Below are 23238 nucleotides of genomic sequence, written 5' to 3' on the forward strand. Positions count from 1 at the left end.
CTGTTTCATTTGTTGAAAGCGATGCCTTTCATCAATTTTTCTTCGTTTTCTCGATATGCGGCATCTTCGTGATCACAATCGGATGGTTCAAATCGACGTTAGGCAACAGCTGCGGCTCGCTAGTTGTTTCCATCGCCCCCGCTTGTTTCACATGAGGCGAAAGCGGCTGATCAACCGAATCGCGGATGATGACATGCTGACGAAACGACGCATATGGTTCCTTTGTTTTGTCCGTCTCAGCCCATTGCGAGGGAAAGACGACAGCACATACAAACAACATTCCCATCGCGGCAAAGAGAAGAACATTTCGCTTCACTCGCACCACCTCTATCCCAATTAGACGATGCCAAAGGTAATTCGTTTCTCCGTTGCCGCTAAACAAAAACGCCATCACCATTACGTCCCGCAAAACGTCCGGTACGGCCGGTCGGACGGCGGCGGAAGTTCCGCGTACTCCGCTTGTTCCGGCGAATACGCGTACGGGTCAGCCAGCGCTTTGAGGAAGCGCTCCATCACGCTGTAGTCGCCGTCATCGACCGCGGCAGCCAACGCCTCTTCAACCCGATGGTTGCGCGGAATGACGGCCGGATTATGGCGGCGCATCCGTTCATACGCTTCTTCCCGCGAGACCGATTCTTGGCTGAGCCTCGTTTGCCAGCGCTCGTGCCACTCGCGAAACTCGGAAGCGTCAAAGAGCGCCATTCCGGTGTACTCGCCTAACGTCAACGCCCGGAACGTGTTCGTATAATCAGCGCGGTACTCTTCCATCAGCCCCAATAAATCCGCGATAAGCCCGCCATCCCCCTCTTGCGCTTCAGCCAAACCGAGTTTCGCTCTCATCCCGTCGAGCCAATAACGATGGTACAACGTTGGATATTGATCGAGCGCTTCCTGCGCCAACGCCACCGCCTTTTTTTCATCCTCATTCAACAACGGCAACAAGCTCTCCACCAATCGGGCTAAGTTCCACCCTCCGATATACGGCTGATTGCCGTACGCATACCGCCCTTCCGTATCGATGGAGCTGAACACCGTCTTCAAATCATACGTGTCCATAAACGCGCATGGCCCGTAATCGATCGTTTCCCCGCTGATCGTCATATTATCGGTGTTCATCACCCCGTGGACGAAACCGACAAGCTGCCATTTGGCGATCAATGCCGCTTGCCGTGCGATGACTTGTTCGAGCAAAAACAAATAGCGGTTCTCCGTCTCCTCACCCCCGGGAAAATGCCGCTCAAGCGCATAATCGGCCAACGCGCGCAGCTCTTCTTTCGTCCCCCATTGCGCCGCGTATTGGAACGTCCCGACACGCAAATGACTTGAGGCGACGCGGGTTAACACCGCCCCAGGCAGTTCGGTTTCCCGCCTAATCGTCTCTCCTGTTGTCACGACCGCCAAGCTGCGGGTCGTCGGAATGCCAAGGGCGTGCATCGCCTCGCTCACGATGTACTCCCGCAGCATCGGCCCGAGCGCCGCCCGCCCGTCGCCGCCGCGCGAATACGGCGTTCGTCCCGAGCCTTTCAGCTGGATATCCACCCGCTTGCCGCTTGGGGTGACATGCTCGCCGAGCAGCACCGCCCGTCCGTCGCCAAGCATCGTGAAATAACCGAACTGATGCCCGGCATACGCCTGCGCCAGCGGCTCAGCCCCGTCCGGGATCCGATTTCCCGCCAGCACCGCCACCCCTGCTTCGCTTCGCAATGCTTCCTCATTCAACCCAAGTTCTTCCGCAAGCGATCGATTGAACACCGCCAGTTTCGGCGCGCGCACCGGCGTGGGGGAAACGCGGCTGAAAAAGCGTTCCGGCAGCCTTGCATAACGGTTGTCAAACGTCCAACCCGCATCCAATTTGATCATCTCCTTTTTTGGCCGAGCTATGGTTTTATTGTATGGCAAAACCGGCGGCATAATAAATCGAAAACACGCGGTTCCCCCCAAAAATTCAACCACCCCTTTTCGACGAAACCCGCCATCTTTTCTCTTTCGCTCCTGTTCCGTTTCGCCTATAATGGCCATGAGGAGGTGAAACGAATGGAAGAAAACACAATCATTCAAGCGGTGCTCCTCGCGCTCGAACAACATTCCGACAAAATCAGCTCGAAAATGCAGGAAATGGAACAGCGACTGCACGATAAAATGCAAGCGATGGAACAACGACTGCGCGGTGAAATGCATGAAATGGAGCAACGACTCCGCGGCGAAATGCACGAAATGGAGCAGCAACTCCGCAGCGAAATCCATGCTGTCGAAACCCGTCTTGAAGCCAAAATCGATTCCCTTCGTGAGGAAATGCAACAGATGAACAGACAACTGAACGAACGAAGCGATCGCCTCGAAGAAGAACTCGCAGACACGCAAACCTCGGTCGAAGTGTTGACCACGAAGGTGCTCCATCACGACCGAAAGCTTCGCCAATTGGCCAAACAAGCGTAGCTCCTCTCGAAAGATTAGCCTTTTTGATCCACCGCAACGAACAAAACCGCTCCTGTTTCATCCTCCTGTTCCCTTTGATGAAATGGAGCGGTTTTCGTCTGAACATGGCGATCTTTTTCCCATCGCGGCCAAATGATGCATTCCTCATTTCACCAGCCCGTGGCGAAACGCATAAATCACCGCTTGCGTCCGGTCTTGGACGCCGAGTTTGGCGAGGATGTTGCTCACATGCACTTTCACCGTTTTGAGCGAAATGAACAATTCATCGGCCATTTCTTGATTCGTCTTCCCTTGCGCCATCAGCAAAAGCACTTCCATCTCCCGGCTCGTGAGCTGTTCGTGCGGCAGCCGCTCTCGTTGTCTTCGCCGGTTTTGCATGACTTTTCCCGCCACTTCCGGCTCGAGCACCGATTGCCCGTGGAACGTAGCGCGAATGGCGTCGGCAATTTCGCTCGCTTTCGATGTTTTCAACAAATAGCTCGTCGCCCCTGCTTCAAGCGCAGCGAACACCTTTTCATCATCCAAAAAACTCGTCACGACAATGATTTTTGCCTCCGGCCATGCATGGATGATTTCCTGTGTCGCCGCAATGCCGTCCATCGGTTCCATCACAAGATCCATTAAAATGACATCCGGCCGCAACTCGAGGGCGAGCTCCACCCCTTTTTTCCCATCTTCCGCCTCACCGATCACCTCCATATCCGGTTGAGCGGATACATACGCCGACACGCCAAGCCGCACCATTTCATGATCATCGACAAGCAGCACCTTAATCACGGTCATCCCCCCTGTGCAAAAGCGGCACTTTCACTTCCAACCTCGTTCCTTGACCTTTTAAACTCACGATTTTCAACATCCCGCCGATTTCCGCCGCCCGCTCATACATGTGCTGCAACCCGTACGAGCCGCTTTTCGAACGTTCCACATCAAAACCAACACCATCGTCCGTGACGCGCAAAATGGCAAACCCGTCCCGTTCGATGAGCAGCACTTCCAACGATTTCGCTTTCGCATGGCGCAACGTGTTAGACAGCGACTCCTGCAAAATGCGAAACAGATGATCTTCCACCCCTTTATCCAGCGGAACATCTTCGATTTTCCACTTCATCTCGAGCGGCACTTTGCCCGCCAATTCCGTGAGCAGTTCGTTCATCCCTTCTTGGAGCGATTTTCCTTTCAACTGCACCGGCCGCAAATGCAAAAGCAGCGCCCGCATTTCCAATTGCGACTGATGAATCATTTGTTCGACCATGGCCAATTGTTTGCGTTGCCGTTCATCATCCAGCGGCATCGTTTCGATGACGGCCGACATCATCATCGAAGCGGCGAACAATTGTTGGCTGACCGAATCGTGCAGCTCCCGCGCCAGCCGCGTGCGCTCTTCAGAAAGAATGCGTTCAACGAGCCGTTCTTCCTGTTCGGCCTTTTCCGCCGCCAATTTTTGCACGCGTTTCGTTTGCTCGAGCCATTGCGCTTGCAGTTTCTCGATTTGTTGCCAAACGTCTTGCAGTTCCGATGGCGGCTCGGTCCGGTAAAGCTCCCCGATTTCACCGCGTTCAATGTGTTCAAGAGCCTGCCTGAGAGCCTCGCACTGCCTGCGCCAAACGAAGTCCAACAGAAGCCCGCTCGCGATTCCAATCAGCAAACAGCCGGCTGTCACAAACAGCAAAAACGGGACCCCCATCACCGTTCTCTCCCACAGCTCCGCCCACGCCCCCAGCGGAAACGCGTACACAAAGGAAACAAATAACAAACCAAAAACGGTCAGCGCTGATAAAACGGAAACGATCAACGGCCGGCTCATAGCCGCTTCACCTCAAGATGGCCGATCATCATCGAGGTGACAATTTTCAGTTTCCGCTCGGCCGCTTGATACGAAGGAGTCTGATAAAGGAACGTTTGATTGAGCAAATGTTCTGTTGCATGCCCAAACACCGTCGCACCGCCAACGACGGACGAATGGACGACTTTTGTCTCCACCTCGTACGGAACAAGCACGCGCACATGACCGATCAACCCGCGCACCATAATCACCGCTTCCCCTTTCGGCAAGACGGTGTTGCTGACATCGATCACCGTATCGCCAATACCGGTTTGAATATTCACATCATCCCATTCATACACATATTCGGGAGTCGCTTGCCGTCCAAACAGCACATTATGAAACAGCGGCTCTCGGCCAATGATTTCCTCTTTTCCACTAGTCGCTTCGGTGATGACTGGCCGAATAACGGTCGGCTGCTGCTTGGATTGAACGAACTTCCAAAGAACGTAAAATAAGCCAGCAACAATGATCAACCGGGCCGTCACCATCGTAAACATATGAAACACGAGACTAATGCCACCGAGCCAAAAGAGCACTTTCCCCCGTTTGCGCGGCCATGACTGTTTTCCGATATAAAGCAAAGCGACCGATAATCCGATGGAAAACAACCATCCGGGATGGAAAAACGAAATTTCAATCGCAAAAAGCACTAGCGCGATCAAAACCGCCCAGCTGACATAATCCGTTTTCTTCCGTTGATCGAGCATGTGGGGAGCCCCCCTGTTGTTCAAAATGAAAAAAGATTGTCTCAAAAGATCATTTTCGTTTTCCTCTTCCTCTCAACAAGGCACAATATATCGTTTTGTTGAGCGTGTTTCGCATACACGGGTATGAAAGAAGGTGCCCCGTTATTTGTTGGGACACCTTCTAGCATATCCGGTTAGTTTCCTTCGTGCAACTGCTTTTCCAATTGGGCAATGCGGGCGTCAATCGTGCTCCGATAATCATCGGACTGGACTTGCTGCTCCAGGCGGTCAAGGTAGGCTTCCGCATCGGCGAACGCCGCCAGCGCCGGGCCGGCATCCCCGTTGATCACCCGATGGATTCGGTAGTGCGCCCGCACCGCGTTTTCCCTTCCCATCAACTCCATGCGCCGCATCTGCATGTCTTTCAGCTTATGCTTCATGTCCTCATATTTTGCTTCCAACTCAAACAGCTCGCGGCTCGCTTGCTCGAGCAGCTGTTTCAGGCGGCCCGCCCGTTCCGCATAGTGCGCTTGTTCGCGCCGGGCAAATTCGGCCAGCTCTACTTCCCCGGCCTGCGCCGCCACCTCCGCCTGCTTGCTTCGTTTTTCCGCCATCTGTTCTGCCTCGCGATGTTCACGGGCAAACTGCTCTTTCAGCACATACTGGCGCTCAAGCAGCTGCCGCACCCGCTCGACTTCTTGTTCACATTGGCGCAAATAGTGATTGAGCAGCGCAATGGGGTTTTTCTTTTCTTTTTCGTCAAGCCATTCATGAAGATCGGCTTCAATGATCGTTTTCAAGCGAGAGAATACACTCACCATCGATTCGCTCCTTTTCCATAAATTTTATTAATAATGCTTCTGCAGCTCCGCCCATTGTTTTTCAAAGTTGACAAACGGGTCGCCTACTTCTGGAACGGCGCGCTCATCTTTCACTCCGTTCCATTTTTTATATACGACATACAACACATATGCTGCGACAAGCGCGATGAGCGCCGGCACATTCGAGGCGCTGGCCACCAACGCCGCACAGCCAATGAGCGCCCACACCACTTTCCCAACTGTCGATGGGGCTTTCAAACATTTCTTGAACGCATAGTACAGCACCGCCAGCGTGATTGCCAGCCCGACAAGCGGCCCGAGATGAAACAGCAACACAAGCAACGCCACCCCGCCGGCAACGAACAGTCCAATCTTTTTTGCCATCCTTTCGCCTCCTTTCGTCTTTCATCATATCGCAGACAACCTGCTTCTCTTCATGTTCCAAAGATATATTTTGACTACGACTCGAGGCGTATTTTTCGTTTGGTAAGGTTGTAAAAACATTCATGAGCAAGCCTTGCCCCACCCCGACACGAAAATGATGGATCAAGGCGGCGCATGTTCACAGAAAGATCCATGGGCAACGTTTTGCCCTCCACCCGGGCATGAAAATCACCACTCACCTAGGGATGCGTTTTTTACTTGAATGAAACGGTTTGAAAGCAATCCCTTTATCAAAAAAGAGCGGCTGTGCTGCTTGGCTTCACCGCCAAGCTTCACTCACCGCTCCTGCGAAAAGGTTTGCTATAGGGAATTTTACTTTGGTATTGGCAAACGTTTATTGTACGTAGAAAAGATCCAGTTTGTGTCTACCCTTTCAACGTGGTTTTTGCCACCGCTTCCACATGCGCCGTGTGCGGAAACATGTCAACCGGTTGGATGTAGTCGACGTGATACGCCACGGCCAAAGTGTCGAGGTCGCGGGCGAGGCTCGATGGGTTGCACGAGACGTAAACGACCTTCTGCGGGCGGACGCGGAGAATCGTTTCAAGCAGCGCCCGGTCGCAGCCGATGCGGGGCGGGTCGACGATGATGACGTCCGGCTTCCAGCCTTCGTTCACCCATTTGGGCAGCCAATATTCCGCTTTGCCGATGACATAATGCGCGTTCGTGAACCCATGTTTTTTGGCGTTTTTCTTTGCGTCTTCGATCGCTTCTGGAATCGTATCCATGCCGCGCACTTCTTTGGCGTCGCGGGCAAGCCACAACCCGATCGTGCCGACGCCGCAATAGGCGTCCACGATCCTCTCTGTTCCGGTGAGAGCGGCCGCTTTTTTCACTTCATCGTACAATTTCACCGTTTGGATCGGATTGAGCTGAAAAAAAGCGCGCGCGGAGAGCTCAAATGACAAATCGCCGAGCGTCTCTTGAATGTATTCGTCGCCGGCGAGCACTTCCGTCTCGTCGCCGAAAATGAGCGATGTTTTTTCGCCGTTGATGTTTTGCACGATCGATTTCACTTCGGGGAGACGGCGGCGAATTTCGTCAATCAGCAGCTCTTGGCGTGGAATGTTTTTCGTCGCCGTGACAAGAACGATCTGGATGTCGCCCGTATGAAAGCCGACGCGGGCGACGATCGTCCGCACGACGCCGGTTCTTGTCCGTTCGTTGTAAATCGGGATGCGCAAGTCTTGCAAAATCGTTTTGATGATGTTCGTCACGCGCGTCGTTTGCGGGTGTTGGACGCGGCATTCCGACAAGTCGATGAGCCGATGGGAGTTGAGGCCGTACAGCCCGGCGAGCACCTTCCCTTCTTTCGTCCCAACTTGAAACTGGCTTTTGTTTCGGTAATGCCACGGGTCATCCATGCCGATCGTCGGGCGGATGTCAAGTTTGTCGACATCGAGGCGGCGGGCGTGGCGGCGCAGCGCCTGAATGACAATGTCGCGCTTCGCCTCAAGCTGCGCTTCGTACGCCAAGTGCTGCAGCTGGCAGCCGCCGCACTGGTCATAGAGCGGGCATGGCGGCTTGATGCGGTTTGGCGAGCGCTTGCGGATGCGCTTGATTTTCGCCTCAGCGTAGGTTGGATGGATGTCCGTCGCCTCGACGATCACTTCCTCACCCGGCAAGGCGCCGGGGACAAAGACGACTTGTTTTTGGAAATAGCCGACCCCTTCGCCGTTAATGCCGATCCGCTGAATGGCCAGGGGGAATTGGTCGCCTTTTTTGATTTTGATGTTCATTTGTCGATTTGCCATATCGGTCCCTCTCATTCAATGCTTCTCCACAAATAAAGAGCCGCGTAGCTCGCATACGGCTTCCATCGTTCGCCGAGCTCCGCCAGCTCGCTGGCGGTCGGCCGCTTCGGAAGACCGAACCATTTTTCGACTGCCCGCTGCAAACCAATATCCGCCGGCGGAAAGACGTTCGGGCGGCCGAGCCCGAACAGGAGGAAATTTTGCACGGTCCACGGCCCGATGCCGCGGATGACCGTCAGCCGTTCCATTACTTCGCCGTCCTCCATCTGCCTGAGTTCCTCAAGCCGCAGCTTCCCCTCGGCAATGAGGCGCGACACATCGACGATATATTCCGCTTTCCGTCCGCTTAGCTGCACGGCGCGCAAATCCTCGTACGAGCGGGCGGCGATCTCTTCTGGGCGCGGTTGACACTCCACACGGCTAAAGCCGTGGGATTCTTGGGTCGCTCACGTCCTCATCCATTTCTGGTTCGGACAACGCCCAAGTTCAGGGGTGTGCCATCACCCCGTCCCATCGGGTTAGGATGTACCCCGATGGGCGGCGCACCTGTGACCAGTGCGCTAGGTTAGGCGGCGAAGCCCGAAATCGCTTTGGCGATGTTGATCGCGCCATTCAAGTCAGCGTGGAGAGTGTATCCGCACTTTTGGCATCGGAAGCGGATGCCGTTTCGGTTCGCTTTCTCTCGATGTCCACATCGGCATGTTTGGCTTGTATAGGTCGGCTTCACCCACTCGACCCGAATCCCTGCCATCTCCGCTTTATAGGCAATCATCGTTTGCAGTTGATGAAACGACCAGGAATGAAGACTTCGTCCCGCTTCTTTGGCCGATGCTGCCCGCTTTCGAATCCCTGTCAACTCTTCCATCCGAATCACGCCAACACCGTTGGCGAGGGCAAAACGGACGATTTGACGGCTGATTTTATGGTTTCGATCCTTCATCCAACGGGACTCTTTACGGCCGATTTTGCGAATCATATGGAGCTTCTTGGCTTTGCCCAACGTTCGCCGCAAAGCCGCATATCGTCGGCGTACAAAGGCGCATTGGCTGCCCTTGAAAAACAACGATTTCGTTCCCACGCTGGCCACGGCGATATAGCGAAGCCCAAGGTCAACCCCCATCACCTTTGTTTCGTGTCGCGGCTTCACTTCAAAGGTGATCGCGATCGCCAAATACCATTTCTTTCTCTTTTTGTAGAGCTTGGCGGCCCCTTGTTTGGCGGTTCCATTGATCAGCCGATTCAGCCATGCTTCTTGATAGGGGCGCGTGACGACCGGCACGCCGATTCGCTTCTCCAGTGCGGGAAAGGAAACCGTGTAGAACGCTCCTTTCTTTTCCACCTTCACGTTTTGATTGTTAAAGCAACACCATAATGTTCGAAACTTCTTTGCCTTTTGTTTTTTCTTTTGGGACTTTACTTCTCGAATCGTCTGATTCACGACGGCAGAAGGAAACCGCTGCGACGAGAACTCTTTAAAAATTTTGCTCGTCGCTTGATTCAGCTTAGGATGATCCAACAGCCAATTCGCAAACGCTGTATTCACTTCTGTCATCCGTTCGTACATGTCTTGTTTGACGTTCGTTGGGTTGTGCAGCTCCAGCCTTAGTGTGATCGTGGGCATGGATTCACCTCCTTGTGGTGATTACAGGATACCGTTTTTTCAGAATCATTCAATATTCAGAAAACGGCTCGCTTTCATCCCACCCCTAAAGGAGTGGGCTTTCTCGCTCGCGGATCTGTAAAACCAAACGCCGTCCCGCTCCTCGCCGAACGTTTTCACAAACCGCTCTGTGAGCCGATAGCCCACTTTGAGATGAAGCTGTTGGTGGATCAAACATTTGACGAGGCAAAAATACAAATCAAAATCAAGCACCAACGGCAGCCCCTCATAACGGGCAAACAGCGGCGCCAGCTCGGTCGCCTGAAAGTGTCCGTGCACCGAAGCGAGCGGCGTCCGCCATTGAAACAGATGAGAAATCCGTTCGATGATCTCCTGTTGCCGCTCGGGATGCAGCCCCGACACGATAAAGCGCGGGGCGTCTTTCGTACCGATGCTTTCTACCGCGACGGGCACCTTTACGTCATCGAGATGAAGCGGCACGGTGATGCGCTGCCGCTCTAGATCAACCGCCAGCAGCGGATCGAGCGCCAATCGCGCCAACGCATGCGCAAAATCGTACGGTGCGGGCACGGTGATCGTTTGCTTCCACATCGTTCTCACCTTTCTCGTTCGTCCGTGCCCTTATTATAACGAAAAACGCCCCGCCAAACCAACGAATCGGACAAGCAGCCGATCCGTTTCTGTTGGCAAGGCGGGGAATGGCTAACCTGTTGTTTTGACCATCCGCAACGCGACAACAATGACGGACACGGGGACAGAAGCCATCGGCGCTGACCATTCTGCACCGAGAAACGCTCACTTCCATGGGCAAACAGGCCGCGCTGAAGGCCTTACGGGCGAAACAGCCACGGATGGAGGCCCATCTTTTTCGCCATCAACTCATCTAAGCTGGCAAACGTATACCCTTGTTTGCGCAAGTCGTCGATCACCTTCGGCAGCGCGTCGGCGTTGTCTTTCGAGACCGAGTGCAAAAGCAAAATCGCCCCAGGGTGGATCTGCTTCATAATTTGGTCGTACGCGTATGACCAGCCGCGCTGGCGGTCGGTCTGCCAGTCGACGAACGCCAGCGACCAAAAGACGTGGTAATAGCCGAGCTCGCGGGCGAGCGACAACGTCCGTTCACTGAAAATGCCGCGCGGCGGGCGAAGGTATGCCATCCCTTTTTGCCCGGTCAATTCCTCTGTCTTTTCTTTTACTTTTTCCAGCTCTTCACGAAACCGCTCTTCGCTTGCCGCCGTCAAATCGGGGTGGTGCCATGAATGATTGCCGATGATGTGCCCCTCGGCGGCCATTCGTTTCACCAAATCAGGGGCGGTTTGCAAGTAATGGCCGGTGACAAAAAAGGCAGCCGGCACGTTCTTTTCTTTTAACACGTCTAAAATTTGCGCCGTATAGCCGTTTTCATAGCCGTTGTCAAACGTCAAATAAATCGTTTTTTCGCTCGTATCGCCTAAATAAAAGGCATCGTATTTGGCGAGCAGTTCGTCAAGCTCTTTTCCCGCTGATGGGGGCTGATGGTTTTCGCTCCGCTTGAATCCCCAATGGATCGGCGCATGGCTTGCCGCGAAAGCGGGGGCAGGAATTAAAGTGAACAGCAACAAAAGAGAAAGAAGCCATTTCATGCGCACAATGCCTCCTTGGCCGCGATCGTTTCCTTGTTTCTTATTGTTTTCCCGCCTCCGCGCTTTACGCGCGCCATTTTTTGCAAAAAAGCCCCAAAAGCGCATGCGGCATACGCTTTTGGGGCCAGGTGATCTTATCGGCTAACCGTTCGTTTGAAATCGCTTCTTTCTTTAATTATTTGAACACCGGTTCTTTGAATTGGGCCAATTTTTCCAGCGATGATTGCTCCACGTCTTTATGCAAGCTGTTGCCGTGCGAATCCATCGTGACGACGGCGGTGAAGTTTTCCACCCGCAAATGCCACATCGCTTCCGGGATGCCGAATTCCAGCAAATCGACGCCTTCCACCGATTTGATGCAGTCCGCGTAATATTGCGCGGCGCCGCCGATGGCGTTCAAATACACGCCGCCGTGTTCTTTTAAGGCTTGCAGCGTTTTCGCCCCCATGCCGCCTTTGCCGATGACGGCGCGGACGCCAAATTTTTTCATGATGTCGCCTTGGTACGGCTCCTCGCGGATGCTTGTCGTCGGACCGGCGGCTTTGACGTGCCAGCGGCCTTCCTCATCTTTCAGCATCACCGGGCCGCAATGGTAAATGATTTGCCCGTTTAAGTCGACCGGCGCGTCATGATCCATCAAATATTTATGAATGGCATCGCGGCCCGTATACATCATGCCGCTGATGCGGACGACATCGCCGACGCGAAGCTGGCGCACTTGTTCTTCCGACAGCGGCGGAACGAGGTCGATGACGCGTGTCTCCCCTTGTTCAAGCGCCGCAGCGGCTTCCGCTTTTTCCAGCTCCTTGGTCAAATCGACCTCTTCGCCGTCTTGGTACAGCCATTCGATGATTTCGCCGGTTTGCGGGTCGATTTTCACGCCCATGCGACGGAACGCCCAACAGTTGTAGGCGACGGAAACGAAGAAGCTCGCCGGGATGCGGTGCATGACGCCGATTTTACAGCCAAGCAGCGTCGATTCACCACCAAAGCCCATCGTGCCGATGCCGAGTTTGTTGGCATTTTCCATAACGTATTCTTCGAGTTGGCGCAATTCCTCAATCGGGTTGACGTCATCGACTGGGCGGAACAGCTGCTCTTTGGCGAGTTCATAGCCTGATGAGCGGTCGCCGCCGATGCCGACGCCGATAAAGCCGGCGCTGCATCCTTGCCCTTGCGCTTGGTACACCGCATGCAAGATGCACTTGCGAATGCCGTCAAGGTCGCGGCCCGCGCGGCCGAGCCCTTCAAGTTCGCACGGAAGGCTGTATTGGATGTTTTTGTTTTCACAGCCGCCGCCTTTTAAAATCAAACGAACGTCAATGTAATCGTTTTCCCATTGTTCAAATTTAATGACCGGCACGCCTTCCCCTAAGTTGTCACCGCTGTTTTTGCCGGTAAGCGAGTCGACCGAGTTCGGACGCAGCTTGCCGTTTTTCGTCGCTTCGACAATGGCAGCGCGGATCGCTTTTTTCATTTCGATTTGGTTGACGCCGACCGGCACTTTAATTTTAAACGTCGGCAAGCCGGTGTCCTGACAGATCGGCGACACGTTTTCGTCCGCCATTTGAATGTTCTCGACGATCGTATCGAGCGCCATCGCTGCCCGTGTGCCGGCGTTTTCGCGCACTTTCGCTCGAGCGATCGCTCGGCGAACGTCCTTCGGCAGCTTCGTTGACGTCTCAACGATCAAGTCATACATGCTTTGTTGGAATTTTTCCATGTCGGTTCCACGCCCTTTCCCTTTTGATCGCCCTATCGGCAGTTGTCTCATCTCCTTCTATTATACTGCTTTTTCTCGGTTATGGAAAAAATCTTTCTTTTCTGTCTCATCAGCTCCATGCCCGTCTCATAGGAATGGGATAGAGGATCAGCGGCTAGAACGATTGACAAGCTGAGCAACTGTTGCCGATAATAAACGTTGAGACTTTGAATGAAAAGAGGAGAAAGACATGCGTTCATCGACCATGCCAGCGATTACACCGGCGTATGACCCGTGGGAGGCGTATGTCGACATTGAAGAATATGGAAAACTTGAACTGACGAATATCGAGTTCACGACAACGACGCTTTGCAATATGCGCTGCGAACATTGTGCCGTCGGCTATACGCTGTCGGCAAAAGACCCCGAGGCATTGCCGCTTGACTTGTTGCTCCGCCGGCTCGAGGAAATCCCGCATTTGCGCTCCTTAAGCATCACCGGCGGCGAGCCGATGCTGTCATTAAAATCCGTTGACCAATACGTTGTTCCGCTTCTCCGCTATGCGCATGAACGCGGGGTGCGGACGCAGCTCAATTCGAATTTGACGCTCGATTTAGCGCGTTATGAACGAATCATTCCGTATTTGGATGTGCTGCATATCTCCCATAACTGGGGAACGATCGATGACTTTGTCGATGGCGGATTCGCCATGATGGAGCGGAAGCCGGCGCGCGCCCAGCGCGAAAAGTATTTTCAGCGCATGCTCGACAACGCGAAAGCATTGGCGAAAGCGGGGGTCTTGGTGTCGGCGGAAACGATGCTCAACAAGCGCACGGTTCGCCATTTGGAAACGATCCACCGCCAAGTGGTCGAGGAAATGGGCTGCCGGCGGCATGAAATCCACCCGATGTATCCAAGCGATTTTGCCAGTGCACTTGAGACGTTGAGCTTAGACGAGTTGCGTCAAGCGATCCATCATTTGCTTGACATTCGCGATGAAAACGTCTGGATGCTGTTTGGCACGCTGCCGTTTTACCCGTGCAGCGGCAACGAAGACGATCTTCGCTTATTGAAGCGGCTGTATGAAAGCAAAAACGTCACCGTGCGCAACGACCCGGACGGCCGCTCGCGGCTCAATGTCAACATTTTCACCGGCGATGTTATCGTCACCGATTTCGGGGATGAACCGCCGCTTGGCAACATCATTCACGATTCGCTGCCGGACGTGTATGACAAATGGCGCCGTTCAAAGCTCGCAAGCGGGCTTCTTTGCCACTGCCCGGCGGCGCGCTGCCTCGGACCGAACGTGCTCGTCAAACAAACCTATTACCGGGATGTCGATTTTACAAAACGCTCGGCACGCGTTGCCCTGTAAAAGCCGCTTGGATCAAGCGATTCGTTTCAAACAACAGACGGCCGATCGATATCGTTCACGCACATATCTCGCCATGAGAGAAGGTGTCCCATTGCCTTTGGGACACCTTCGTTACCTTGGCTGCTCACTGACAACATAAGACACGTATAGACGATCTTGCACCGGAATCCACGCTCCGACACCTCTTGTCGTCACGTTTTTGACGACAATTTTCTTTTTGTTTCCTTTCAAGACAACGTACACTTCGCCGTATGTCACCTTTCCTTTTTCATTCACGGCTGGAGCATACGCATACAAGTAGCCCATTTTTTTCGCCGGCACATTGTAGGGCTGATCTTTTTTCGTGCCGAGGCCGACAACAGTGCTGAATGACAGCGGCAGTTTCGTTTTTTCCATCGCTTTATTTAACATCATTCGTTTCACAGCATCCTCGTTCGGCACTTTCGCTGTCAGTCCGCCGCGGACGTATTTTTGCATTTCTTGTTTATAGTACAGTTTTTGCGCCGTATCGCCGCCGCGGTTATCGAGGAAATTCGTGTTGACCTTTTGGTATTCCCAATTCGTTGACGTTTCAAGCGACTGGTAATTGAGCGGCCATTGGCCTAAATAAATCGTCGCTCGGTAGCCGACGGCCCACGGGGTATTCGTCGCTGACGATTCGTTAAGGAGATGAATCAATTCGGGATTCTCAATTTTTACGTTGGATGATTTTAACAGCTGTTTCGTAAACGAGCTCGGCTCTAAATGCGGCAAATCTTGCGTCGGATTCGGATACGTATTTTCTTTTGATATATCGATCACCGTTCCGGGCGCTGGTTTTCCGGAGGCCGCCAGCACTGGAAACGCCGTCGCATAGAGAAGAACCGCACTCGTCAATAAGGAAACGGCCCACTTTTTCATCCTATTCGCTCCTTTCTGTCCCGTATTCACTGTTATTTTCTTTCAAAATACACTCTTTATCCGCGGCGATGAAAATTTCGTCCTGCTTTGACGCTCCGTTTCCCGCGCATGCGCAAACAAACACCCGGACGGCGGGCGTCCGGGTGCATGCTTACAACAAGTAAAAGCCGATTCCCATAATCGTATAGGCAGCGAGCAATGTCGCCCCTTCAAACCAATTTGTATCTCCATCATTGGAGAGCACAATCATCAACAACACCGAAGCGCCCATCGCGATGAGCTCAGGAATCGAAATTTGTTCATTCGTTTTCATTCCACCTTTCTTTGTAACGTTTTTCGTTGCATTGACCGCCATTCGTATGTACGATGAATACGGACGATACGTCGATCCGCAAAAAAGCGGGATCCTGTTTGTTTCGTTGTCCACCATTTTAGCAGAAATGAGGATGCACGATGCGTTTTGCCATTTTAACCGGAATCGTCGCCATCTCCGGCTTGTCCCAAGGGATGTTGCTTCCGCTGTTGGCCATGCTGCTCGATGAAAGCGGCGTCTCCTCGACCGTTAACGGAGCGCACGCTGCTGCGCTCTATATCGGCGTGCTTGCCATCTCACCGTTTTTGGAGCGCCCATTAGGTAAATATGGATACAAACCAATGATTCTCCTTGGTGGTTTTATTGTAATCTGTTCGCTCATCCTTTTTCCACTTTTTCCTTCATTTTTCTTTTGGCTTATTCTTCGTCTTCTGATTGGGGTGGGCGACCATATGCTTCATTTTGCGACCCAAACGTGGATTACCGACTTTTCGCCGCCGGCTGAGCGCGGACGGCGGCTGTCGCTGTATGGACTCGCATTTGGCCTCGGCTTTACAGCCGGCCCGCTTCTCGCTTCACTCGCCTCGATCAACGAGGCGCTGCCGTTTTATTTGGCTGCGCTCTTCAGCTTCGTCGGGTGGGGTGCCGTCTTTTGGCTGCCGAATGAAAAACCGAAGCCGTTTGAGCGGTCTTCCTCAGCTGCCGGGCGATGGATCGGCGCGTGGAGGTATGCGTGGCCGGCGCTCTTGCTGCCGCTTACTTATGGCTTTTTGGAAGCGGCCATTCATTCCGTTTTTCCGCTGTATGCCTTGCATAAACGCATGAGCGCCGAACAGATCGCGTTGATCTTGCCGTTTTTCTCGTTCGGCGGCATCATCTTTCAGCTCCCGCTCGGTGCGCTTGGCGACCGGTTCGGACGCCGCATTGCCATCATTGGCGCGCTGCTGGCCGGCATCAGCTGTTTTTTGGCCGCCCTCGCCGTTAGCACATCGACGGTCGGGCTTGCTGCCTGCTTGTTTGCCGCCGGGATGTTTACGGGGTCGCTTTTCTCGCTTGGCATTGCCTATATGGCCGACCTGTTGCCGAAAGCGCTCCTTCCGGCCGGCAATTTGTTGTCCGGAATGCTATACAGCCTCGGCAGCATGATCGGTCCGCCGCTTGCCGGCAGCGCCGTCGATGCGGCGGCCGACGCCTTTTTCCTTGCGGTCAGCGCCGTTCTCCTCATCCCGGCCGTTGGCCTTGCCAGACGATGGGAACAGGAAAAAGCGGCTTGACCGCATTTTTTATTTTTTGTTTTTTTCAAAAAAATTGTTGACCATTTTGTTCCTTCTGTTATATAATAAAACCAAGATATAAAGTTACTGTTTTAAAACAGAGTGAAGGAGTGGCGATGATGAGCAGAGCGGAACGGAAAAATATGATCGAGTTTATCGAAAAAGTGCGGGGGTTATCGCGGGAGCAGCTGGCCTACATGACCGACGCGGAAATCGAGTACATTTACGAACGCTATTACCATCATCACGAAGAAAGCGTTGAGTAAAGAGGCTGTTCCGCATGAAAAAGGGCGCTCTGGAAAGAGCGCCCTTTTTCAATGATAGCCGTTTTGGCCGTTGGCACTGCCGCTCGTTTTATGCTTCGGCCTGTTTTTTCCTTTTTGTTTCGTGCCCCCGTCTTTTTTCGTATGCTTGGCCATCGTCATCCCCCCTGTATCAAAATCCCCCACATCGTTACGTTATCCGGTTTTCGGGCCGTTTATGCGCACGTTAGCGCATCCTCTTCCTCCCTTCACGCTCACAATCGAAAATCGCGTTCATTTCTCCGCCTAAAACGAGCACCATGCCGGATAAATAAAGCCAAATCATCAAGACGATCATCCCGCCGAGGCTTCCGTGCATGGCCGTGTAATTGGCAAAATGGTTGACATAATAGGCAAACGCCAGCGACGTCGCAATCCAACCGGCAGTGGCGAATAAAGCGCCGCGCACGACATTGACGCAGCGCAGTTGTTTGTTCGGGGCAAAATAATACAGGGCGGTGAAAACGGCAAACAATAACAGCGAACTCATCGTCCAACGGAATGCATTCCATGCGGTTAAAAAGTGTTCCGATAACCCTAATGCTGAAAACAAAAACAGCCCGATCATTCTCCCGAATACCGGCAGCACGAGCGCGATGATGATCACGGCGATCATCCCGAGCGTCAGCACGACCGACAATCCGCGCGCCACCCAAAACGGACGATTTTCCTCGACGTCGTAGGCGCGGTTGAACGCCCGCATAATGGCGCCCATCCCATTTGAGGCGGACCAGACGGCACCGATAATGCTTAACGACAACAGTTTCCCATTTTGCTCGTCCATCAGGCGATGCACATTTGTCTCAATGAGATGAAGCGCCTCTTTCGGCGCGTATTGCCGTACGAGCGCAAGCACATCTTCATGCGGAATAGGCAAATACGCCAACAGCGTCATTAAAAACAGCAAAAACGGAAACAGCGACAAAAGAAAGTAGTACGCCAATTCCGCCGACAACCGCGGAATTTCATCCTCTATAAAGCGCCGGGCCAACTCGCGGATGAACGTCATGTTCAAGAACATGGGCTGCCCTCCTTTTCCGTTTTTTCAAAACGAGCGCATCCCTTTTTGACACTCTTTATTCGCCCGCGACAAGCTGATGGTCACGGATGATGGCCTCAAGCAAATGCTCGCATCCGGAACGGACAAGATGATATACTTCGGCGAAATTCCCAGTATAATATGGATCCGGCACGTCGTCTTTTTCCCGTTCGGGCACAAAATCGAGCAACCGGGCGATGACGGCCGATGAATTGGGTCCGGCCAGCCGGCGCAAATCGTGTAAATTGGCGGCATCCATGGCGATAATGTAATCAAATTCCTCCAAATCGCAGCGGCCGACTTGCCGGGCGCGAATGCCAGAATAATCAATGGCGTTTTCGTTTAAGATGCGCCTTGTCCCTTCATGCGGCGGCTCGCCGACATGCCAGCTGCCCGTTCCCGCCGAATCAACGGCGATACGCCCATCGAGCCCGCGTTCTTTCACTAAGTGGCGAAAGATCGCTTCAGCCATCGGTGAACGGCAAATGTTCCCAAGGCAAACAAACAACACTTTGATCATCCGAACAACAACCCCTTTCGCTGTTTCGACAGCATGTCTCCTATCGTTAGTCTTTCTTCTTTTTCCTCCGTCTAGACCTTTTATGCCGCTTTCCGGCATATCGTGCACATGCATCTATATTTTACTACATTGTCCGCTTTTCGGCAGGCAAACAAGTCATCCCCCTCCCTATTTTCACCGCCTGTATGGTACAATACATGATATCTTGCCATGAAAGGAGCCAAACGATGGACTTATCGAAACGGTCGGCGGAAAACGTCGAATATATGATCGAGCAGCTGAAGCAAAAGTTGAAAGTGTTGAACTTTGATGCCATTAAGCCGTCCCATTTTTCCGAAGAATGGTATGATGAACTGAAAGACATTTATGAGATGGTCATGAAGCGCGAGACGTTCAGTCCGAGCGAAATGCAGGCGATCGTTGAAGAACTTGGAAACTTGCGCAAAAAATAATGTTCTGCCTTTCGCCAAGACGGCATGCTTAGGCTGCCGCCCATAGCTGAACGCTCCTCACTTTCGTTCATGCCAAGCTTCCCGCATTGGAATGATAAAAAAATAATTCCTATCGAAAAACTAGGATTGACATTGGCGGCAATTGTGCTAAAATTTTAATCAATTACATCCATTACATACGCTTATCAAGAGCGAGGGAGGGACTGGCCCGATGAACTCCGGCAACCTGCTCTGTTTAGCAAGGTGCCAATTCCAGCAAAATGGGTTCCATTTTGGAAGATAAGGCGTCGCTAGTTCTTCCGCTCTTTCCAAAATGGAAAGGGCATTTTTGTCGCCGGGCTGCTGCTTGCTGAGTAAATATCCGACTAATTACGTGGATTTTCTTTGATTTATAAGGAGGGGGAAACGATGCTCACGTATGATCGGTGGGAAACGGCAGAAAAACCGTCTTTTCCGTCTGACAATGAAACAAAAGGAGCGCTTGACGTCCTCGCTTGGGCGTACCGCGAGTACGGCGATGAAATTGTGTACGCCTGCAGCTTTGGCATCGAAGGGATTGTGCTGATTGATTTGATTTCGAAAGTGAAGCCTGATGCAGAGATCGTCTTCTTAGACACCAGGTTGCACTTTCAAGAAACGTACGATACGATCGCGAAGGTGAAAGAAACATACCCTTCCCTCCGCATCGTCATGAAACAGCCCCACTTGACGCTGGAAGAACAAGCCGCACAGTTTGGCGACGAGCTATGGAAACGCGATCCAAACAAATGCTGCGAGTTGCGCAAAGTCATTCCACTGCGTGAAGTGCTGACTGGGGTGACCGCCTGGATTTCCGGCTTGCGCCGTGAACAATCGCCGACGCGGCGTCATGTTGAATACATCAACAAGGACGACAAATTCCGTTCGGTCAAAGTCTGTCCGCTCATTCATTGGACATGGAAAGACGTATGGAACTATGTGTATAAACACGATCTTCCATACAACGTGCTTCATGACCGCGGCTACCCGAGCATCGGCTGCGCCCCGTGTACAGCGCCGGCATCAGACCCGAATGATTTGCGCTCCGGACGCTGGGCCGGCCAAGGGAAAACGGAGTGCGGGCTCCATCTCACATAGGGGGAGAACATCATATGCTCCTTGCGATTGCCTTTATTGTATCCTTTTTCTTCGCCATGAACATCGGGGCGAGCGGCGCGGCCGCCTCGATGGGCGTCGCTTACGGATCGGGCGCCATTCCCCGAAAATCGGTCGCCCTCCTTCTTTGCGGCATCGGCGTTTTTCTTGGCAGCCTCGGCGGCGGAGAAGTGGTGAAAACGATCGGCTCGGGCATTATCCCGTCTTCGATCCTTACCGTCAAAATCGTTGTGATTATTTTAACGGCGGCAACCATTTCACTTTTTGCCGCGAACATCATGGGCATTCCGCTATCGACGAGCGAGATCACTGTCGGGTCGGTCGTCGGTGTCGGCATTGCCTACCAAGTGGTGTACTTTCACAAACTGCTGTTTATCGTCTCGGTGTGGATCATCATTCCGATCATTGCCTTCTCATTTACGTTCGCCGTCGGCAAATGGTTTTTAGCGCTCAAGCGAAAATATCCGCAGCTTGAGCAAGGCCGCTGGCAAAAGACATTTATGACCTTGCTCATTGTCACTGGCTTTTTCGAGGCGTTCTCCGCCGGCATGAACAACGTCGCGAACGCTGTCGGGCCGCTTGTCGGCGCCGGGCTGATCGGGATCGGACCGGCAACGATCCTCGGCGGCTTGTTCGTCGCCGCTGGAGCGCTCCTGCTCGGACACCGTGTATTAGAAACAAATGGGAAGAAGATTACGAACTTTTCCCCGTTTGAAGGGAGCGCCATATCGGGGACTGGAGCGGTGCTTGTCATCCTTGCGTCGCTGTTTGGCTTGCCTGTGCCGCTCACCCAAATTACGACATCAGCCATCATTGGCATCGGCACGGCCAAAAGCGGCTTATCGATCTGGCAGAAGCGAATCGTTGTCCAGCTTTTAAAAGTTTGGTTTGTTTCACCGATTTTTTCCCTTGTCATTTCGTACAGCCTTGTGAAACTACTGCTTGACAGCGACGTCTATACGGTCATCGCCATTTTCAGCGTTTGTTTAGCGACCCTCGGCGTCATCAGCTTGAAAAAAACAATCGCTGAAGAAGAACGCTCGCTTCATGAACATGGCGGAGGCATTTAATTCTAAACATAAACTCTTAACATCTATCATTCCAGGAGGTTATGAACATGAGCTTAAGCATCCCGCATGGCGGCACATTAATCAACCGTTGGAATCCGGACTATCCGCTTGACGAAACATCCAAAACGATCGAACTGTCGAAAGCGGAATTAAGCGATTTGGAATTGATCGGCACGGGGGCGTACAGCCCGCTTACCGGCTTTTTAACGAAAGCGGACTACGATGCGGTTGTGGAAACGATGCGCCTCGCTGATGGCACCGTCTGGAGCATTCCGATCACGCTCGCAGTGACAGAGGAGAAAGCAAAAGAGCTCGCCGTTGGCGATAAAGTGAAGCTCGTTTATGGCGGCGAAGTGTATGGCGTCATTGAGATCGCTGATATGTACCGCCCGGACAAAACGAAAGAAGCCACGTTCGTTTACAAAACGGATGAACTCGCCCATCCTGGCGTGCGCAAACTGTTTGAAAAACCGGATGTGTACGTCGGCGGGGAAATCACGCTTGTCAAACGAACCGATAAAGGACAGTTCGCCGCGTTTTATTTCGACCCTGCAGAAACACGGAAACGGTTTACCGAACTCGGCTGGAACACTGTTGTCGGCTTCCAAACGCGCAATCCGGTCCACCGTGCTCACGAATACATCCAAAAATGCGCGCTTGAGATCGTCGACGGTTTGTTTTTAAACCCGCTCGTCGGTGAAACAAAAGCGGATGACATTCCGGCTGACATCCGGATGGAAAGCTACCAAGTGCTGCTTGAAAACTATTATCCAAAAGACCGCGTCTTCTTAGGCGTCTTTCAAGCAGCCATGCGCTATGCCGGACCGCGTGAGGCCATTTTCCATGCCATGGTGCGCAAAAACTTCGGCTGCACGCACTTCATCGTCGGCCGCGACCATGCCGGTGTCGGCAATTATTATGGCACGTATGACGCGCAAAAAATTTTCTCGAACTTTACGGCTGAAGAACTCGGGATTACACCGCTCTTTTTCGAACATAGCTTTTATTGCACGAAATGCCAAGGCATGGCGTCCACGAAAACGTGCCCGCATGACGCTGAGCATCATGTCGTCCTTTCCGGCACGAAAGTCCGCGAAATGCTGCGCAACGGCCAAGTGCCGCCAAGCACGTTCAGCCGTCCCGAAGTCGCTGCCGTCTTGATCAAAGGATTGCAAGAACGCGAAGCGGTCACCCCGTCAACGCGCTAAAGGAGGAGCATCATGAGCACGAACATCGTTTGGCATCAGACATCGGTCACGAAAAAAGACCGGCGCGAGCGCAACGGTCACCATAGTGCCATCCTTTGGTTCACCGGGCTGTCCGGCTCGGGCAAATCGACAGTGGCGAACGCCGTCTCAAGACGGCTGTTTGAGCTCGGCATTCAAAACTACGTATTAGACGGCGACAACATCCGCCATGGGCTCAATAAAGACCTCGGCTTTTCCGCCGACGACCGGACGGAAAACATCCGCCGCATCGGCGAAGTGGCGAAACTGTTTGTCGACAGCGGCCAGTTTGTGCTAACCGCCTTTATTTCGCCGTTTGCCGAAGACCGGGCACTCGTCCGCCGCTTAGTTGAAGAAGATGAGTTTATCGAAATTTACGTCAACTGTCCGCTTGAAGAATGTGAAAAACGCGATCCAAAAGGATTGTATGAAAAGGCGCGCCGCGGAGAAATCCGCGAATTTACCGGCATCGACTCACCGTACGAAGCGCCGAAAGCGCCCGAGTTGACGATTGAAACACACCGCTACTCTGTCGACGAGTGCGTCGCGCAAGTGATCGCCTACTTGCGCGACCGCGGATTGATCCCGACAGCAGAAACCAATTAATCCTTCCCGTCTCCCGCTCGAAAAAAAGAGCGGGAGATGATTTAACAAAGTCGTTTTCGCACCAAGCCGATCCGTTTACAATGAAAACATACCGTCTTTCGGCGGCGAGCTGGATC

23 protein-coding genes, 3 pseudogenes and 1 riboswitch are annotated in these 23238 nt (G+C 52.9%); of the genes and pseudogenes, 9 read left to right on the forward strand and 17 right to left on the reverse strand.

Annotated elements, in window-relative coordinates:
• Positions 1 to 31: 31 nt before the first annotated feature.
• Both IC803_RS14930 and IC803_RS14935 read right to left on the reverse strand, forming a co-directional pair.
• Positions 32 to 391 carry a hypothetical protein gene (locus tag IC803_RS14930; protein WP_223811987.1) on the reverse strand — a complete coding sequence of 120 codons (360 nt, stop codon included), beginning with the start codon at positions 389 to 391 and terminating at the stop codon, positions 32 to 34.
• Positions 392 to 396: 5 nt separating this feature from the next.
• Positions 397 to 1860: a protein adenylyltransferase SelO gene (locus IC803_RS14935; RefSeq protein ID WP_081210860.1), complete on the reverse strand. Its 1464-nt coding sequence runs from the start codon at positions 1858 to 1860 to the stop codon at positions 397 to 399.
• A gap of 174 nt (positions 1861 to 2034) precedes the next feature.
• Here IC803_RS14935 and IC803_RS14940 point away from each other — a divergent pair, with 174 nt between their 5' ends.
• Positions 2035 to 2436, forward strand: coding sequence for a DUF1640 domain-containing protein (locus IC803_RS14940; protein WP_081210862.1), 402 nt, complete (start codon positions 2035 to 2037; stop codon positions 2434 to 2436).
• Positions 2437 to 2580: 144 nt separating this feature from the next.
• Here the strand turns inward: IC803_RS14940 and IC803_RS14945 are convergent, their stop codons facing one another.
• The 11 genes and pseudogenes from IC803_RS14945 to IC803_RS14995 all read right to left on the reverse strand — a co-directional run bounded on the left by IC803_RS14945 (position 2581) and on the right by IC803_RS14995 (position 12932).
• Complete coding sequence (locus IC803_RS14945) at positions 2581 to 3213, reverse strand: response regulator transcription factor (protein WP_081210864.1); 633 nt, start codon at positions 3211 to 3213, stop codon at positions 2581 to 2583.
• The gene (locus tag IC803_RS14950; protein WP_081210866.1) at positions 3206 to 4240 is read right to left on the reverse strand and encodes a sensor histidine kinase; all 1035 of its coding nucleotides are present in this window, start codon (positions 4238 to 4240) and stop codon (positions 3206 to 3208) included. The genes IC803_RS14945 and IC803_RS14950 overlap by 8 nt, the downstream gene beginning before the upstream one ends.
• Positions 4237 to 4968 carry a cell wall-active antibiotics response protein LiaF gene (gene liaF / locus IC803_RS14955; protein ID WP_081210868.1) on the reverse strand — a complete coding sequence of 244 codons (732 nt, stop codon included), beginning with the start codon at positions 4966 to 4968 and terminating at the stop codon, positions 4237 to 4239. Before liaF ends, IC803_RS14950 begins: the two co-directional genes overlap by 4 nt.
• A 173-nt stretch (positions 4969 to 5141) precedes the next feature.
• Positions 5142 to 5768: a PspA/IM30 family protein gene (locus tag IC803_RS14960; protein WP_081210870.1), complete on the reverse strand. Its 627-nt coding sequence runs from the start codon at positions 5766 to 5768 to the stop codon at positions 5142 to 5144.
• Between the two features lie 27 nt (positions 5769 to 5795).
• Positions 5796 to 6152 (reverse strand): lmo0954 family membrane protein, encoded by a 357-nt coding sequence (locus IC803_RS14965; protein WP_081210872.1) that lies wholly within the window; start codon positions 6150 to 6152, stop codon positions 5796 to 5798.
• Positions 6153 to 6577: 425 nt separating this feature from the next.
• A complete protein-coding gene (gene rlmD / locus IC803_RS14970; RefSeq protein ID WP_081210874.1) occupies positions 6578 to 7981 on the reverse strand; it encodes a 23S rRNA (uracil(1939)-C(5))-methyltransferase RlmD in 1404 nt (467 codons plus the stop codon).
• A pseudogene (locus IC803_RS14975) lies at positions 7978 to 8370 on the reverse strand (DNA-3-methyladenine glycosylase); the annotation flags it as partial. The gene rlmD and the pseudogene IC803_RS14975, both read right to left, overlap by 4 nt.
• Positions 8371 to 8531: 161 nt before the next feature.
• Positions 8532 to 9587 (reverse strand): RNA-guided endonuclease TnpB family protein, encoded by a 1056-nt coding sequence (locus IC803_RS14980; protein WP_190304222.1) that lies wholly within the window; start codon positions 9585 to 9587, stop codon positions 8532 to 8534.
• A gap of 96 nt (positions 9588 to 9683) precedes the next feature.
• Positions 9684 to 10178: pseudogene (locus IC803_RS14985) on the reverse strand (DNA-3-methyladenine glycosylase 2 family protein); the annotation flags it as partial.
• 239 nt (positions 10179 to 10417) lie between these two features.
• Positions 10418 to 11209 carry a delta-lactam-biosynthetic de-N-acetylase gene (pdaA, locus tag IC803_RS14990; RefSeq protein ID WP_081209844.1) on the reverse strand — a complete coding sequence of 264 codons (792 nt, stop codon included), beginning with the start codon at positions 11207 to 11209 and terminating at the stop codon, positions 10418 to 10420.
• Positions 11210 to 11384: 175 nt separating this feature from the next.
• Positions 11385 to 12932 (reverse strand): fumarate hydratase, encoded by a 1548-nt coding sequence (locus tag IC803_RS14995; RefSeq protein ID WP_081209652.1) that lies wholly within the window; start codon positions 12930 to 12932, stop codon positions 11385 to 11387.
• A 229-nt stretch (positions 12933 to 13161) separates the two neighbouring features.
• Between IC803_RS14995 and yfkAB the strand changes: the two genes are divergently transcribed.
• Positions 13162 to 14286, forward strand: a complete 1125-nt coding sequence (gene yfkAB, locus IC803_RS15000; protein ID WP_081209654.1) for a radical SAM/CxCxxxxC motif protein YfkAB — start codon at positions 13162 to 13164, stop codon at positions 14284 to 14286.
• Between the two features lie 111 nt (positions 14287 to 14397).
• Here yfkAB and IC803_RS15005 read toward each other — a convergent pair whose 3' ends face one another.
• Both IC803_RS15005 and IC803_RS15010 read right to left on the reverse strand, forming a co-directional pair.
• The gene (locus IC803_RS15005; protein WP_081209656.1) at positions 14398 to 15186 is read right to left on the reverse strand and encodes a YfkD famly protein; all 789 of its coding nucleotides are present in this window, start codon (positions 15184 to 15186) and stop codon (positions 14398 to 14400) included.
• A 151-nt stretch (positions 15187 to 15337) separates the two neighbouring features.
• Positions 15338 to 15478 (reverse strand): annotated as a pseudogene (locus tag IC803_RS15010) (calcium/proton exchanger); the annotation flags it as partial.
• 161 nt (positions 15479 to 15639) lie between these two features.
• Between IC803_RS15010 and IC803_RS15015 the strand changes: the two are divergent.
• Complete coding sequence (locus IC803_RS15015; RefSeq protein WP_081209658.1) at positions 15640 to 16773, forward strand: MFS transporter; 1134 nt, start codon at positions 15640 to 15642, stop codon at positions 16771 to 16773.
• A 119-nt stretch (positions 16774 to 16892) separates the two neighbouring features.
• The gene (locus tag IC803_RS15020) at positions 16893 to 17039 is read left to right on the forward strand and encodes a BH0509 family protein (protein ID WP_041267834.1); all 147 of its coding nucleotides are present in this window, start codon (positions 16893 to 16895) and stop codon (positions 17037 to 17039) included.
• A gap of 223 nt (positions 17040 to 17262) precedes the next feature.
• Here IC803_RS15020 and IC803_RS15025 read toward each other — a convergent pair whose 3' ends face one another.
• Both IC803_RS15025 and IC803_RS15030 read right to left on the reverse strand, forming a co-directional pair.
• Positions 17263 to 18096, reverse strand: a complete 834-nt coding sequence (locus IC803_RS15025) for a YihY/virulence factor BrkB family protein (protein WP_081209660.1) — start codon at positions 18094 to 18096, stop codon at positions 17263 to 17265.
• Positions 18097 to 18151: 55 nt separating this feature from the next.
• Positions 18152 to 18634, reverse strand: a complete 483-nt coding sequence (locus tag IC803_RS15030) for a low molecular weight protein-tyrosine-phosphatase (RefSeq protein ID WP_081209662.1) — start codon at positions 18632 to 18634, stop codon at positions 18152 to 18154.
• A gap of 227 nt (positions 18635 to 18861) precedes the next feature.
• Here IC803_RS15030 and IC803_RS15035 point away from each other — a divergent pair, with 227 nt between their 5' ends.
• The 5 genes from IC803_RS15035 to cysC all read left to right on the forward strand — a co-directional run bounded on the left by IC803_RS15035 (position 18862) and on the right by cysC (position 23122).
• On the forward strand, positions 18862 to 19086 hold the full coding sequence (locus tag IC803_RS15035) for a DUF1128 domain-containing protein (protein ID WP_063166774.1): 225 nt from the start codon (positions 18862 to 18864) through the stop codon (positions 19084 to 19086).
• A gap of 179 nt (positions 19087 to 19265) precedes the next feature.
• Positions 19266 to 19372: riboswitch (SAM riboswitch) on the forward strand.
• Between the two features lie 122 nt (positions 19373 to 19494).
• On the forward strand, positions 19495 to 20202 hold the full coding sequence (locus tag IC803_RS15040; RefSeq protein ID WP_081209664.1) for a phosphoadenylyl-sulfate reductase: 708 nt from the start codon (positions 19495 to 19497) through the stop codon (positions 20200 to 20202).
• A 14-nt stretch (positions 20203 to 20216) separates the two neighbouring features.
• A complete protein-coding gene (locus tag IC803_RS15045; protein ID WP_081209666.1) occupies positions 20217 to 21290 on the forward strand; it encodes a sulfate permease in 1074 nt (357 codons plus the stop codon).
• 47 nt (positions 21291 to 21337) lie between these two features.
• Positions 21338 to 22498 carry a sulfate adenylyltransferase gene (sat, locus tag IC803_RS15050; RefSeq protein ID WP_081209668.1) on the forward strand — a complete coding sequence of 387 codons (1161 nt, stop codon included), beginning with the start codon at positions 21338 to 21340 and terminating at the stop codon, positions 22496 to 22498.
• A 12-nt stretch (positions 22499 to 22510) separates the two neighbouring features.
• The gene (cysC, locus tag IC803_RS15055) at positions 22511 to 23122 is read left to right on the forward strand and encodes an adenylyl-sulfate kinase (RefSeq protein WP_081209670.1); all 612 of its coding nucleotides are present in this window, start codon (positions 22511 to 22513) and stop codon (positions 23120 to 23122) included.
• Positions 23123 to 23238: the final 116 nt, after the last annotated feature.

This window comes from Geobacillus sp. 46C-IIa (genome assembly GCF_014679505.1).
Classification (GTDB): Bacteria; Bacillota; Bacilli; order Bacillales; family Anoxybacillaceae; genus Geobacillus.

Excerpts from the sequence above, each read along its gene's own strand:
- liaF (WP_081210868.1), bottom strand. The coding sequence starts at position 4,968 with ATGCTCGATCAACGGAAGAAAACGGATTATGTCAGCTGGGCGGTTTTG.
- IC803_RS15035 (WP_063166774.1), top strand. The coding sequence starts at position 18,862 with ATGGACTTATCGAAACGGTCGGCGGAAAACGTCGAATATATGATCGAG.
- IC803_RS14940 (WP_081210862.1), top strand. The coding sequence starts at position 2,035 with ATGGAAGAAAACACAATCATTCAAGCGGTGCTCCTCGCGCTCGAACAA.
- IC803_RS14995 (WP_081209652.1), bottom strand. The coding sequence starts at position 12,932 with ATGGAAAAATTCCAACAAAGCATGTATGACTTGATCGTTGAGACGTCA.
- IC803_RS14960 (WP_081210870.1), bottom strand. The coding sequence starts at position 5,768 with ATGGTGAGTGTATTCTCTCGCTTGAAAACGATCATTGAAGCCGATCTT.
- IC803_RS15040 (WP_081209664.1), top strand. The coding sequence starts at position 19,495 with ATGCTCACGTATGATCGGTGGGAAACGGCAGAAAAACCGTCTTTTCCG.
- sat (WP_081209668.1), top strand. The coding sequence starts at position 21,338 with ATGAGCTTAAGCATCCCGCATGGCGGCACATTAATCAACCGTTGGAAT.
- yfkAB (WP_081209654.1), top strand. The coding sequence starts at position 13,162 with ATGCGTTCATCGACCATGCCAGCGATTACACCGGCGTATGACCCGTGG.
- IC803_RS15025 (WP_081209660.1), bottom strand. The coding sequence starts at position 18,096 with ATGTTCTTGAACATGACGTTCATCCGCGAGTTGGCCCGGCGCTTTATA.
- IC803_RS15030 (WP_081209662.1), bottom strand. The coding sequence starts at position 18,634 with ATGATCAAAGTGTTGTTTGTTTGCCTTGGGAACATTTGCCGTTCACCG.
- IC803_RS15005 (WP_081209656.1), bottom strand. The coding sequence starts at position 15,186 with ATGAAAAAGTGGGCCGTTTCCTTATTGACGAGTGCGGTTCTTCTCTAT.
- IC803_RS15015 (WP_081209658.1), top strand. The coding sequence starts at position 15,640 with ATGCGTTTTGCCATTTTAACCGGAATCGTCGCCATCTCCGGCTTGTCC.
- rlmD (WP_081210874.1), bottom strand. The coding sequence starts at position 7,981 with ATGAGAGGGACCGATATGGCAAATCGACAAATGAACATCAAAATCAAA.
- IC803_RS15045 (WP_081209666.1), top strand. The coding sequence starts at position 20,217 with ATGCTCCTTGCGATTGCCTTTATTGTATCCTTTTTCTTCGCCATGAAC.
- cysC (WP_081209670.1), top strand. The coding sequence starts at position 22,511 with ATGAGCACGAACATCGTTTGGCATCAGACATCGGTCACGAAAAAAGAC.
- IC803_RS14950 (WP_081210866.1), bottom strand. The coding sequence starts at position 4,240 with ATGAGCCGGCCGTTGATCGTTTCCGTTTTATCAGCGCTGACCGTTTTT.
- IC803_RS14965 (WP_081210872.1), bottom strand. The coding sequence starts at position 6,152 with ATGGCAAAAAAGATTGGACTGTTCGTTGCCGGCGGGGTGGCGTTGCTT.
- IC803_RS14935 (WP_081210860.1), bottom strand. The coding sequence starts at position 1,860 with ATGATCAAATTGGATGCGGGTTGGACGTTTGACAACCGTTATGCAAGG.
- IC803_RS14930 (WP_223811987.1), bottom strand. The coding sequence starts at position 391 with ATGGCGTTTTTGTTTAGCGGCAACGGAGAAACGAATTACCTTTGGCAT.
- IC803_RS14980 (WP_190304222.1), bottom strand. The coding sequence starts at position 9,587 with ATGCCCACGATCACACTAAGGCTGGAGCTGCACAACCCAACGAACGTC.
- pdaA (WP_081209844.1), bottom strand. The coding sequence starts at position 11,209 with ATGAAATGGCTTCTTTCTCTTTTGTTGCTGTTCACTTTAATTCCTGCC.
- IC803_RS15020 (WP_041267834.1), top strand. The coding sequence starts at position 16,893 with ATGAGCAGAGCGGAACGGAAAAATATGATCGAGTTTATCGAAAAAGTG.